The organism is Cellulophaga sp. (assembly GCF_039943695.1).
Lineage (GTDB): Bacteria > Bacteroidota > Bacteroidia > Flavobacteriales > Flavobacteriaceae > Cellulophaga.
Genome location: NZ_JBDVAA010000067.1, coordinates 1 through 13,533 on the forward strand (window position 1 = coordinate 1; position 13,533 = coordinate 13,533).

Sequence of the window (13,533 nt, forward strand, 5' to 3'; positions counted from 1 at the left end):
AAAAAGCACCACCATCAGCACCCGCAGTTACATTATTATCAGCATCAGTACTCACAATAACTTGAGCAGAACCTGCTACTTGATTATCGACATAAGTTTTTACTGCATTTTGAGTCGGGAATAAGTCATCAGAAGTTCCTAATGTTACTGCGTCAGATTTGTTTGCACTATTTTCTTTGTCATTTTGTAAAGCTGTGATTGCTGTGTTCGCTGCAGTTATGGCAGCATCTGCATCAGCTTCATTGTTGTCAACATCAGTTTGTACTGCTGCAATAGCATTATTAGCTGCAGTTTCGTTAGCATCCACATCAGCTTGAATAGCATTTTCAGCATTAGTTGCTCTTGTAGTTTCAGCAGTTATGTTTGTTGCATTAGTTGCAATGCTAGTTTGTAGAGCAGCATCATCATAAAAAGCACCACCATCAGCACCCGCAGTCACATCGTTATCAGCATCAGTACTCACAATTACTTGAGCAGAACCTGCTACTTGATTATCTACGTATGTTTTTACAGCATTCTGAGTCGGGAACAAATCATCAGAAGTTCCTAATGTTACTGCGTCAGATTTGTTTGCACTATCTTCTTTGTCATTTTGTAAAGCTGTGATTGCTGTGTTCGCTGTAGTTATGGCAGCATCTGCATCAGCTTCATTGTTGTCAACATCAGTTTGTACCGCTGCAATAGCAATATTTGCTGCAGTTTCATTTGCATCAACATCGTCTTGAACGTTTGTTATAGCTGTATTAGCTGTTGTTATGTTTGATGCATTAGTTGCAATGTTAGTTTGTAAAGCAGCATCGTCATAAAAAGCACCACCATCAGCACCCGCAGTCACATCATTATCAGCATCAGTACTTACTATTACTTGTGTAGAACCTGCTACTTGATTATCTACATAAGTTTTTACTGCGTTTTGAGTGGGGAACAAATCATCAGAAGTTCCTAGTGTTACTACGTCAGATTTGTTAGCGCTATTTTCTTTGTCATTTTGCAAAGCAGTTATGGCAGTGTTTGCAGCTGCTTCGTTATTATCAACATCAGTTTGTACTACATTAATTGCCGCAGTAGTAGTTGTATTATTTGTTGTTAACTCTGCTTCAGTAACAAACGTAGCGTCTAAATCTTGAGATAACGTTCCGTCTGCATCTGTAATTTCTAAAGCTGTACCGTTTAAACTAAAGTCAGTATTTAATTCGTTTGTATCATCCGCATCCGCATCATTAACATTTATAGTAACAGAACCGCCGTTTTCTATAGTTAAACTACCAGGATTGCCATCTGTAGTTAGGTTTTGATTATCTGTACCATCAAAATTAATGGAAGTTCCGCCACCGTTTACAAAGCTAAATGTACCATCTCCGTTGTCTGATAGCTGCGCTTTTGTAATAACAACAGTAATATTGTTTTCGTTTGTGTATGAAAACGTACCGTCATTATTATCAAAAATAACGGTGTTAGTTTGGTTAAAAGAACTTGTGTTGCATAAAGATTGCCACAAAATACCATTGTATTGAAACATACAACCTTCATCTGTGTTATACACCATAGCGCCAGTTAGGGGAGTAATGGCATTCATTTGAGTATTTGTAACTCTAGTTAAAATTAACACCTTATCTGTACTTTCTAACTCTAAAATAGAAGCAGAATCTATTGTGTTTATATCATTACCTATTTTTACTTGCCCAAAAGAGTATTGAGCCATAGCAAAAAAACTGATTAATAATAATTTGTTGATTTTCATTTGTTTATATATGGGTTAGCATTTGTAAATTAATAAATTAATGGAAAATTGTAGAAATTATGTTGTAAAACATAGTTTATTGTATGTGTTACGACTTTTTTGTAGGCTTTATGTGCTTATGTAAGTCTGTAAAACCTTTGTTTTAAGTAGTTTTAGTGTTTGTCTATTATAAAAATACAAAAATAAGATTTGAATTTACGTATTCAATTAAAAGTAAATTCTTACAATTGTGTTAAGGCTAAAAATAACCATTGTTATTCTACTACTTTATTTGCTGCTTAAAACCAATTTATAGCATAAAAAAAGCAGGCTAAAAAGCCTGCTTTTATATAAAATAATGATGATTTGTTAACTTACATAGTACTAATTTCCTGTGCCGGTTAAGTACAAAAATCCTTGGTACTCTAGCTGTAAATCATCTAAAAATACAAGGTAAAAATAAACACCACTTGGTAGACCTTCTTTTCTTTTGTATACGTTATTGTTTATGTTAGAGTAGCCATTAAACTCATTAGTGTAATTGTCTTTTTCAAAAACTTGAAGTCCGTTTCGGTCGTAAATACGAAGCCTATTATTGGGAGATTGTTCTAATTCTGGAATTACAAGAAAATCGTTTACACCATCGCCATTATTACTTACGTAGTAATTTTCTAGGTCTAATAACTCTGTTGGTATGGCCATTTTAGCCAAAGTAATAACTTCGTAATTGTTAGGAACAAAAGTCTCAGAGGTTACTGCACCTTGGTTTATGTCGCCAATTGGATCTACACTACCTAAGTTTACCCATCTTCTTTGTGTTCTGTGCCACCCCGCAATACCTATTTGGTAATACTCATCTACAAGACTCCCAATATCACTACGGTTGTTCCAAGAAATACTAACGGTTGATGGTAAACTACTGTCTATATCCCAAAACTCTGTTGTGCTCACGGCTCTAACTTCTTTTTCTTTACTATTGGTATTAAAACTGGTAGCAAAGGTTGATGGCAAGTTAGGATCTTCAAAAAAATAAGCACATTTAGCAGTGGCATTTTCGCTTTGCGACTGTAATGTTAATGGTCTTATGTAGCCAAAATCGCCAACGGTAAAAAAGAAATTTTGTTTTTGCTCTATCATCATATACCCATCTACTTTAGATAAGTTAGACTCACCTACAGTAAATGCATCTTGTGTTAGTTTTATGTTCTCTAACGGGTTATTACGGTAGGTTACAAAGTCGCCATCTACTAAGTTTAGAGCATTAGTTACTGTAATAGAAGTCTCTAAAATAGCAGAACTAAAAGGTTTAAAAATTTCTACATCATAAAAAACAGGAATAAAAGCACCAGTAACACTAGTTGTTACTTGACCGTAAAACCCTGCTGTGCCCAAATTTTGGTCAAACGTAGCATCGTTAATAAGGTTGGTGTGCAGCCCAAGAGTACCCGTATCGTGTATGCGTATGCTACCGTTGTTGTACATAGCATTTTGTGCTACGGCAACAGAACTACAACATAAAAATATGTAAAGTAAGTTTTTCATACTAGTTTATTTGTTGCCAGTTAGTACCATCATATTGCAATTGAGTAACACCTACAGGTAGTATTGATATTGCAGTTGTACTAGCAGAAGGAATGTAAGAGACTGTTGCGTTAATGGTGATACTGCCACCAGTTAAGTTTTTCAGAATTAATACTTGACCTAAACTTGCAGATACAGGAAAAGTAACATTAGTAACTGTTCCAGAAAAAATAACGGTGTGTTCATCAACCTCAAGAATAGCTGTTGTTCCTGAATTAATACTTTTTATTCGTGTTGAAAAAGCACCGTTTACAGAAACGTTTGTTTCGCCTGAATCTTCTTCAATTTTAAGAGCTTGTGTACCCCCAACAGAAAAACCAATTTCATCAGCTGCAGGAGAATACATCCCTGTATTAGTGTCATCACTAAATCTATAAGAAGGTTCTCCTATGCCTCCATCACTATTTAATATACCTTCTGATCTAATAGCACCTGCTACATGTAGTTTATTGGAAGGAGAACTAGTCCCGATACCAACTCTACCAAGTCCTATGAAATTTAAACTTCCTGAAACAGGAGAAGACGTTCCGTTTATATCATAATTACGATCACTACCATTTGGCTGTGTCAAATTTGTAGTGGCTAAATTTCCAATACCAGCAACTTGAGTATCTACGTAAGTTTTAACTGCATTTTGGGTAGGGAACAGATCATTTGAAGTACCTAAGGTAACGTTTGGAGATTTGTTAGCACTGTCTTCTTTATCATTCTGTAAAGCAGTAATATCTGTGTCATTGCTTGTAATGTTAGTAGTATTTGCATTCTCAGCATTAGTTGCTCTTGTAGTTTCGGCAGTTATTGCCGTTGTGTTAGTCGCAATGTTTGTTTGTAAGGCAGCATCATCATAAAAAGCACCACCATCAGCACCAGCAGTAACATCGTTGTCAGCATCAGTACTTACAATTACTTGGTCAGAGGCTGCAACTTGTGTGTCTACATAAGTTTTTACAGCAAGTTCGGTAGGGAACTTTGTATTTGTACCATCCGCTAAAGTTACATCTGTAGACTTATTAGCAGTGTCTTCTTTTGTGGCTAAAGCAGTAGCTCCTGCAGCAACTTGTGTGTCTACATACGTTTTTACAGCAAGTTCAGTAGGGAACTTAGTGTTAGTCGCGTCAGCTAAGTTTACATCTGTAGATTTATTTGCGGTATCTTCTTTATCACTCTCTAAATCAGAAATATCTGTATCGTTATTAGTAATGTTACTTGTGTTAGTCGCAATGTTTGTTTGTAAGGCAGCATCATCATAAAAAGCACCACCATCAGCACCAGCAGTAACATCGTTGTCAGCATCAGTACTTACAATTACTTGGTCAGAGGCTGCAACTTGTGTGTCTACATACGTTTTTACAGCAAGTTCCGTTGGGAAGTTGGTGTTAGTAGCATCTGCTAAAGTTACATCTGTAGACTTATTTGCGGTATCTTCTTTTAGAGCGATTGCTGTATTTGCTGCCGTTTCGTTAGCATCTACATCATTCTGTACAGCTAAAATTGCAGCATCAGCATCAGCTTCATTAGTATCAACATCAGATTGTATATTATTTTCGGCAGTAGTAGCTCTTAAAACTTCCGCAGCTAAGGCAGCATTTGCAACTACTCCTGCGGCAGCAATTTCATTGTCTACATACAATTTAGTAGCAGCATCATCATCTAAGGTTGGGTTTGCAAGACTATTTATTTGAAAGCCCCCTAAAGAAACATCTGTTGTAGCATCACCAAATCCGCTTAAAGGAATATTTGTTTTATCTAATTTCGCATTCGTAATTCCACCATCGGTAACCACAATACTTGTGGCATTTAAAGTAGTGCCAATTCCTCCGGTTACTGTTATAGATGCATCATCTGCAGTTAAATCTTGTCCTGCAATATTGGTAGCATCTAAAGTTCCCCATTCTACATTGGTACCTGTAGCATTTGTTTTTAAAACTTGGTTTGGTGTTGTGCTTGGTTGTATTTTTACGGGTGTAACCGACTCGTCTATAAGATTATTTGTATTTACACTTGTATCTCCTAACTCATCTACACCAATAGCATCATCTGCAATTTTAGTTCTGCCAATTGTTTTGTTTAGTATAGAGTTTCCGTGTACTTGGTCTACTTCAATATTAACCGTATTTCCATCATCTGTTATTTTTATTCCGCTAGAAAAAGTAGCTCCAAAACTACCTGTATGATTGCTTGTAAAGGCAGGAGTCTCAAACGTAATATCATCACCAGCCGCATTTGTAAAGGTGTAAGTGTCATCACCATTATCAACTAAATTAATATCTGCAGCATTTTCTGCTTCACATAAGTTAATCCATTCTGTCCCGTTAAAATAATGCAAACAACTGGTGTCTGTATTGTAAATTACAGCACCGTTAAGTGGTGTAATGGCGTCCATTTGCAGGGTAGAAAGTCTAGTTACTACTAAAGCTTTACTAGTGCTTTCTAATTCTAAAACCGAATTAAAATGTAGGTTTTGAGGGTTTTCGCCAATTTTTACTTGCGCTTGTGTGCTAGTAAAGAGACAGATACTAAAAAGTAATCCGAAAACTAATTTTTTCATATAGTAGGAGTGTTTTAAAAATGCAATTACGCATTGCAAACAAAAATATAGTAAAGATATGTTAACACCTAAAACAGTGGTTAAAAGACAAAATTTGTCCTATAAATGACATCTAAACATTATATGTTGTTTAAAAATCTATTGTTTTGCTTTCGTAAGGTGTTTTTTGCGCTTCAAAAATACGTGCAGTGTGTTTGCCTTTTAGGGTAATTTTTGTGTCTTGCACCAGTAAAAAACTACCTTCTCTTAAGCCAACTACGGGTGTGCTGTTAAACGCGTGAAACTCTTTTAGTCTAGTTTCTCTGGTTTCGCCATTGTGTTTGCTATTAGGGTCTGGGTCTAAATAATGCGCATTTATATTAAAAGGGACCAATTGCATTGTAGCAAAACTTGGTGGGTAAACAATTGGCATATCATTAGTAGTGTGCATACTTACACCTGCAATATTACTACCTGCGCTTGTACCCATATATGGTTTGCCAGTGTTAATATGTTCTTTTAAATAATGCATAGCACCTTGTGCATATAATTGTTGTACAAGTAAAAATGTATTTCCGCCGCCACAGAAAAATGCTTGTGCTTTACTAATGCCTTCTTGTGCGTTTTTGTAGGTGTGTAAGCCTATTATTTTTTTGTTAATTTTAGCAAAAGCTTTTGCTGCAATTTCTGTATAATTGTCGTGGCTAATACCACCTGGTCTTGCAAAAGGTATAAATGTAATAGTGTCTACGTCTTTAAAAAACAAGGCAACATCGTCTAAAATATATTCTAGGTAATGCTCTCCAAATAAGGTAGATGTGCTTGCTAATAATAAGTTTTTCATAAACGGTGCTCTTTTTTTTATTTTATTTTGATTACTACAAATTAACAAAAGTTTAATGGTACTCTATTTTTTTTGAATGTAAATTGCATTTCATTATATTTAAGAGATGCTAAAAGAAACTATTTTTTTAGTCTCTAAAAACTACCTTTATGAAAAACAATTTACTAGTACTTTTTTTACTGCTGACCACAGTGTCTGTATTTGCGCAAGATAATGATAGAAACCTTTTAAGAGGTAGCGTTATTTACAGAGATATTAGCGTTCCAAATTTAGATGTTATTAATGTAACAGCAGAAGATGCTACTGTTACAGATGAAGATGGTGATTTTGCTATAGACGTAAAATTAGGAGACCAAATAGTTTTTACAGCAGTTAATTATCAAATTAAAATAGTTTTTATTACTAAAGATATTTTAAAGAAAAACCGTTTGGTAATAGACGTTAACGAAAAAGTTACAGAGTTAGATGAGGTAGTTGTAAGTCCAGAAGATCAAGAAAAATTTGTTGAGCTTAAAAACGAAGAGTTTAAAGAGGTAGAGTATGAGGTAGACCGTACCACTACTGTTGTAAACGTTGCTAATACTGATATTGAAAACGGAGGTTTGCAAAACGGTATTAATTTTGTAAACATTTTTAAAGCTTTAACAAAGTCTCTAAAGAAGAAAAATCCTAATGCAAAAATACCAGAAATTAAACTTAGTAGAGTTTTAAGACAGGTTTATGAGGACGATTTTTTTGTAACCGATTTAGGTATAAAGCAAGATAAGATAGATAACTTTTTACAGTATTGTGATGATAAAATACCATCGCAAACCTTGTTAAAAAAGTCAAACGAATTTCAGCTGATAGATTTTTTAGTTACTCACAGTAAAGAATATAAAAAATTATAACGGTTGAAGAAATACGTATTTTTTTTAACTTTTATAAGTGTCTGTTTTTATGCAAACGGACAAGATATACTCTACAAAGCTGTTAAAGGCGCTGTAGTAAGTAAAGCGCAAGAGGTAAATGGTGTATATGTAATTAACACTACCAGTGGACAAGCAACAATTACTAGTGCCAGAGGCTATTTTGTAATGCCAGCCAAGGAAAAAGATACTTTAATTTTTTCTGCTGTACAGTTTAAAAAGAAACAGCTAATTGTTACCCGAGAAATTTTAGAAAAAAAGACCAATCTAATTTATTTAGAAGAAACTTTAGAAGAGTTAAACGAGGTTGTTTTAGATAACAGAACCTTTGTAACCGCTAAAAGTTTAGGGTTGCCAAATGCAGATGCTGTGGTATTACCACAAAGTGAGCGTTTGTTGCATGATGCAGATCACGGACCAATGTTTGGTGGTTTAAGTTTAAATATGAACAAGCTTTTAAATGCCATAAGCGGCCGTACTAAAATGCTAAAAAAGCGTGTTGCCAGAGACAGGAGATATGCACAAAGTCAGCAAATGCGTAACTCTTATGCAGATTCTGTTTTTATAAAAGATTTAAGTATTCCTAAAGACCGTATAGAAGAGTTTATGTTGTATTGCGAGGTAGATAATGAGTTTACTTCTGTATCTAAAGAAAAAAACGATTTTATTATTTGGGACTTTTTAACTCGCAAAAGTATAGCCTTTTTAAAGGAAGATGATGTAGATACAGAGGATAACAGCAAATAAATTAACCATACTATTTTTTATATGAGGTACGTATATACTTTTTTGTTTTTAGTTTTAATTGCGCAACAAACCAATGCGCAGCAAAAAATAGAAATACTAAAGGGGCGTATTGTAAGTAACTCGCAAGAAGTAGTTGGTGTTTATGTATTAAATAAAACAAATAAAAAGGGTACAATTACGTCTAAGAGCGGAAATTTTTCTATTCCTGTACACTTAAAAGATACAATAGAGTTCTCTGCTGTGCAGTTTAAAAACAAACAAATTATAATCACTCAAAAAATTCTAGACTACTCATCGTTTTTAGTAAACTTAGATGAAACTTTAGAGGAGTTAGATGAGGTTGTTTTAGATAACAGAACATTTATAACAGCCAAGAGCTTAGGCTTGCCAAATGCAGATGTAAAAGTATTGTCTTTAACAGAAAGAGAATTATTTTCTGCAAACAACGGTAATAATTACTTGAGTATAGATCCGCTAATAAACTTTTTAAGTGGGCGCACAAAAATGCTTAAAGACCGTATAAAAAGAGATGATATATACGCACGTAGCAAAGAGCTGCGCACTAGGTATGTAGATTCTATATTTTCTAAAAATTTAAAAATACCAATAGATAGGATAGAGGAGTTTATGCTGTATTGCGAGTACGATCCTAGATTTAAAAGTATTACCAAAAATAAAAATGAACTTGTTGTTTGGGATTTTTTACGACAGAAAAGTGAATTATTTTTAAAATTTAAATAAGATAGATATGACTCGTTTTCAACTTTTATTGTTTTTTGTATTTGTAGTTCAGTTTAGTACAGCACAAGAGCTAAAAGTTAAAACTTTAAAAGGAAACGTAGTTAGTAAAGAGCAAGAGGTTGTTGGCGTTTATGTATTAAATAAAACAAGTAACAAAGGGTCTATAACTAATGAAAATGGAGGTTTTTCTATCCCAGTTAGTTTACAAGATACTTTGTTGTTTTCTGCTGTGCAGTTTAAAAATAGGGAAATTATTATCACCCAAAAAATACTAGATTTTAAAAAATACATCATCAATTTAGACGAAACTCTAGAGGAGTTAGATGAGGTTGTTCTGGACCAAAGAACACAAGTAACAGCAATGAGTTTAGGTTTTGTTCATGCAAACGTAAAAACATTAGAATTAGCAGAAAGGGAATTAATTTCTGGTAAAACTATGTCTTTTGATGGTATTAAAAACTCATTAGATCCGGTTATTAATTTTGTAAGCGGGCGTACAAAAATGTTAAATGAGCGTGTAGCCAGAAACAAGCGTTACGCTACAGGACAAAAAATGCAGCATAAGTATTTAGACTCTATAACTCTTACCAAGCTAAAAATACCAAGATCAAGACTACAAGAATTTGTATTGTATTGCGAGCAAGATGAGGATTTTGATGCCTTTATGTTGCAAACCAATGATGTTTTTATAAAGGCTTTTTTTAAAATGAAAAGTAAAACTTTTTTAACATTAAAAGAAGAGGGAAATGAATAGACTTTCGTTTTTTATTGTTTTAATTTTTGTAGTAACGTCTACTGTGGCACAGAAAAAGCAGGTAGATTTAAAAGGTACTGTAACTAGTACAACAGAAGAAGTTGTTGGTGTGTATGTATTAAACAGAACCACAGAAAAAGGGACAATAACCAATTTAAATGGCTATTTCTCTATTCCGGTTCGTGTAAAAGATACCTTAGAGTTTTCTGCAGTTCAGTTTGCAAATAAAGTTGTAGTTGTTACAGAAAGTATGTTAAAAACTAACAACTATATAGTGCCTTTGTACGAGTCTGTAACAACCTTAAATGAAGTTGTAGTAAAGCCTTTTAATTTGTCTGGAGACTTATCTACAGACTTAAATAATTTACCTTTAAAACCAGTGGTAGATGGTAGGTCATTGGGGTTGCCTAATCAAAATGTAAAAACACTATCTTCAGATGAACGTGCACTGTATACATCAATGTCTGGCGGATCAATTTTATCTTTAATAAATGCAATAAACGGGCAAACCAAATTATTAAAGAAAAGAGTAGAGCGTAACCGTAGATACCAGAAAACTATGCGCGTTAAAAGATATTATGCAGACTCTTTATTTGTAAATGAATTAAAGATAGAAAAGGATAAGATAGACTTGTTTATGTGGTATTGTGAGTTTAAAGATGATTTTCAGGTTGTGATAAATACCAAAGACCAATTAAAAATTTGGGCTTATTTACGTAAAATGAGTGTAGAGTTTAAAACGGAAAAATAGAGTATTCATCAAACTAAATAATCCAATTGCGTTCTATAATTTGGCACGCCAATTGCTTACTTTTGATGATTGTAAATTACACATTATGCTTAAAAAAAGATTTTTATTATTGTTGTTACCCCTTTTTGCTTTTGTTGCCATACATAAATATTATGTGAGTGTTACTAGTGTTAAATATTCTGATAAAGAACACACTTTGCAAATTACGTCTAGAGTATTTATAGATGATTTTGATGAACTTTTAAAACAGCGATACGATGTAAAATCTAACTTGGCAACTAAAAACGAGAACCCTTTAGCTGAAGATTATATTAAAAAATACATGAAGCAAAAGTTTCATATTTATATAAACGGAAAAGAAGTTGAGGTTACTTATTTAGGAAAAGAGTATGATGTAGATAATGTTGTTATGTATTTAGAAGTACAAAATATAAAGCTAGAAGACTTAAAAACCATTGAAGCAGAAAGTACAGTGCTTACAGATATTTATGAGGAACAAAAGAATATAGTGCACTTTAAGTTCTTAAAAAATAAGAAAAGTGTGGTGTTAACACGTGGAAATAATAAAGGAATGTTAAAGTTTTAAGACTCCTTTATCAAATCGCTAAAAAAGTGTTAATTTTCGCCTACTTAAAACAATGTAAAATGAACAAAATTAACTACTATTTAGCTGCTGTTCTATTTTTGTTTGCCACTGTAATGGTGCAAGCACAGGAACAAACAGAAAAACAAGCTGGCCACACCAACCAGAGCAAATTTAGACAAATGTATCAGGAGTTCTCAACTCCAAACACGTACAGGTCTGCATCTGGAGCACCAGGTCCAAATTATTATCAGCAACAAGCCAACTACAAAATGGATATTGAGTTGGATGATAAAAACGCAAAAATATACGGAGAAGAGACTATTACTTATGTAAATAATTCTCCAGATGATTTAGAATTTTTATGGGTTCAGTTAGATCAGAACGTACGTGAAAAAGGTACTAAATCTGCATTAAGAAATGGTTCTGCTTTACAAGGAGCAATGCCTGTAGGTCAATTTGCAGGTTCTCATATGAAAGGAGCAGAATTTGATGGTGGATTTAAAATTCAGCATGTAAAAGATGCAAGTGGTAAAGATTTACCATACACAATTAACCAAACTATGATGCGTGTAGATTTACCTACACCATTAAAAAGCAAAACTCAGGTTTCTTTTTCTATTAAATGGTGGTACAATGTACCAGACCATACTGTAAACAGAGCAAGATCTGGATATGAGTATTTTGAGAAAGATGGAAATAAAGCTTTTGTTATAGCACAGTTTTTCCCAAGAATGGCTGTTTATAGTGATGTAGACGGATGGCAAAATCATCAGTTTTGGGGTAGTGGAGAATTTGCACTTCCTTTTGGAGATTACGAAGTAAATATTACTGTACCTGCAGATCACGTATTAGATGCAACAGGAGAGTTACAAAATAGAAAAGAAGTATTTTCTAAAGATATGATGAAGCGTTATGAAAAGGCTAAAAAGTCTTTTGATAAGCCAGTTATTATTGTAACACAAAAAGAAGCAGAAGCTGCAGAAAAAGGTTTTTCTAAAGATAAAAAAACGTGGAAATTTAAAGCTAAAAACGTTAGAGATTATGGTTTTGCTACTTCTCGTAAATTTATCTGGGATATGCAAAATGTTAAATTGCCAAGTGGTAAAACAGCAATGGCAGTTTCTTTATACCCAAAAGAAGGTAACCCATTATGGGAAGAGTACTCTACTAAAGCAGTAGCGCATACATTACGTTCTTACTCTAGTCATACTTTTGACTATCCTTATCCTAAGGCAATTTCTGTACACGCAAAACAACAAGGTATGGAATACCCAATGATTTGCTGGAATTACGGAAGACCAAATGAAAAAGGAGAATACTCAGACCGTACAAAATACGGAATGATTAGTGTAATTATTCATGAAGTTGGTCACAACTTTTTTCCAATGATTGTTAATTCTGATGAGCGTCAGTGGGGATGGATGGATGAAGGTTTAGATACTTTTATGCAGTATATGGCAGAGCAAGAATTTGGAGAAGAGTTTCCAGATGCTATAGCGCCAAATGCTAAATACCCATCTAGAAGAGGAGAGCCTTCTAAAATAGTACCTTACATGGCAGGAGACCAAGAATTTATTGCTCCTATTATGTCTAACCCAGAAAACGTGTACCAATTAGGTAACAACGCATATGGTAAACCTGCAACGGCTCTTAATATTTTAAGAGAAACTGTTATGGGAAGAGAATTGTTTGATCATGCATTTAAAACATACTCTCAACGTTGGATGTTTAAACACCCAACTCCAGAAGATTTCTTCCGTACTATGGAAGATGCGTCTGCAGTAGATTTAGATTACTACTGGAGAGGTTGGTTCTATACTACAGATTATGTAGATATGGGAGTTAAAGAGGTTAAAAAATACCAAGTATCATCTAAGCCACCAAAGCAAATTAGAGATATTATGGAGCAGAGAAACTTAAAAATGAGCGACTTGCCTCCAATGGTTTTCTTAGCAGATATAGATAGTGATGATTATGACGCTAGCTTAAAAGGTAAAAACCCATCTGATGTTTCTAAAACATTAAAAGAATATATGATGGATAACTTAACAGCAGCAGAGAGAGCAGCAGTTAAAGAACCAAAATTCTTTTATGAAGTTACTTTTAACAAGCCAGGTGGTATACCAATGCCATTAATTGTAGAGTATACTTATGCAGACGGTTCTAAAGAGAATATTACTTACCCAGCAGAAGTTTGGAGAATGAGTGATAAAGAAATTAAAAAAGTAGTTTCTTCTCAAAAAGAATTAGTAGGTATAGTTGTAGATCCTAAAGCAGAAACTGCTGATATAGATACAACAAACAACTCTTGGCCAGCTAAAGAAGTTAAGTCTGGTTTTGATAAGTTTAAAGGAAATATGAAGAAATAGTTTCA

10 protein-coding genes and 1 pseudogene are annotated in these 13,533 nt (G+C 33.8%); 7 read left to right on the forward strand and 4 right to left on the reverse strand.

The genetic code is table 11. The features are described 5' to 3' along the window. From ABJD66_RS04905 to pepE, 4 genes and pseudogenes are all read right to left on the reverse strand, one after another. A pseudogene (locus ABJD66_RS04905) lies at window positions 1–1,741 on the reverse strand (hypothetical protein); the annotation flags it as partial. 363 nt (window positions 1,742–2,104) lie between these two features. Further along, a complete protein-coding gene (locus tag ABJD66_RS04910) occupies window positions 2,105–3,262 on the reverse strand; it encodes a gliding motility-associated C-terminal domain-containing protein (RefSeq protein WP_348128860.1) in 1,158 nt (385 codons plus the stop codon). A 1-nt stretch (window position 3,263) separates the two neighbouring features. Beyond that, window positions 3,264–5,849 carry a hypothetical protein gene (locus tag ABJD66_RS04915; protein ID WP_348128863.1) on the reverse strand — a complete coding sequence of 862 codons (2,586 nt, stop codon included), beginning with the start codon at window positions 5,847–5,849 and terminating at the stop codon, window positions 3,264–3,266. A 130-nt stretch (window positions 5,850–5,979) separates the two neighbouring features. Further along, on the reverse strand, window positions 5,980–6,672 hold the full coding sequence (gene pepE, locus ABJD66_RS04920) for a dipeptidase PepE (RefSeq protein WP_348128866.1): 693 nt from the start codon (window positions 6,670–6,672) through the stop codon (window positions 5,980–5,982). 149 nt (window positions 6,673–6,821) lie between these two features. Between pepE and ABJD66_RS04925 the strand changes: the two genes are divergently transcribed. The 7 genes from ABJD66_RS04925 to ABJD66_RS04955 all read left to right on the forward strand — a co-directional run bounded on the left by ABJD66_RS04925 (window position 6,822) and on the right by ABJD66_RS04955 (window position 13,528). Then, window positions 6,822–7,562 carry a hypothetical protein gene (locus ABJD66_RS04925; RefSeq protein ID WP_303545147.1) on the forward strand — a complete coding sequence of 247 codons (741 nt, stop codon included), beginning with the start codon at window positions 6,822–6,824 and terminating at the stop codon, window positions 7,560–7,562. A 3-nt stretch (window positions 7,563–7,565) separates the two neighbouring features. After that, a complete protein-coding gene (locus tag ABJD66_RS04930) occupies window positions 7,566–8,327 on the forward strand; it encodes a hypothetical protein (RefSeq protein ID WP_100895059.1) in 762 nt (253 codons plus the stop codon). Between the two features lie 21 nt (window positions 8,328–8,348). After that, window positions 8,349–9,068: a carboxypeptidase-like regulatory domain-containing protein gene (locus ABJD66_RS04935; protein ID WP_348128871.1), complete on the forward strand. Its 720-nt coding sequence runs from the start codon at window positions 8,349–8,351 to the stop codon at window positions 9,066–9,068. 7 nt (window positions 9,069–9,075) lie between these two features. Then, entirely contained in the window at window positions 9,076–9,822 is a 747-nt protein-coding gene (locus tag ABJD66_RS04940) for a carboxypeptidase-like regulatory domain-containing protein (protein ID WP_348128874.1), read from the forward strand. Then, window positions 9,815–10,573 (forward strand): carboxypeptidase-like regulatory domain-containing protein, encoded by a 759-nt coding sequence (locus ABJD66_RS04945; RefSeq protein ID WP_303545137.1) that lies wholly within the window; start codon window positions 9,815–9,817, stop codon window positions 10,571–10,573. Before ABJD66_RS04940 ends, ABJD66_RS04945 begins: the two co-directional genes overlap by 8 nt. A gap of 85 nt (window positions 10,574–10,658) precedes the next feature. Continuing rightward, window positions 10,659–11,159: a DUF6702 family protein gene (locus tag ABJD66_RS04950; RefSeq protein ID WP_348128877.1), complete on the forward strand. Its 501-nt coding sequence runs from the start codon at window positions 10,659–10,661 to the stop codon at window positions 11,157–11,159. Between the two features lie 59 nt (window positions 11,160–11,218). Further along, window positions 11,219–13,528, forward strand: a complete 2,310-nt coding sequence (locus ABJD66_RS04955) for a M1 family metallopeptidase (RefSeq protein ID WP_100895064.1) — start codon at window positions 11,219–11,221, stop codon at window positions 13,526–13,528. The last annotated feature ends 5 nt before the right edge of the window (window positions 13,529–13,533 follow it).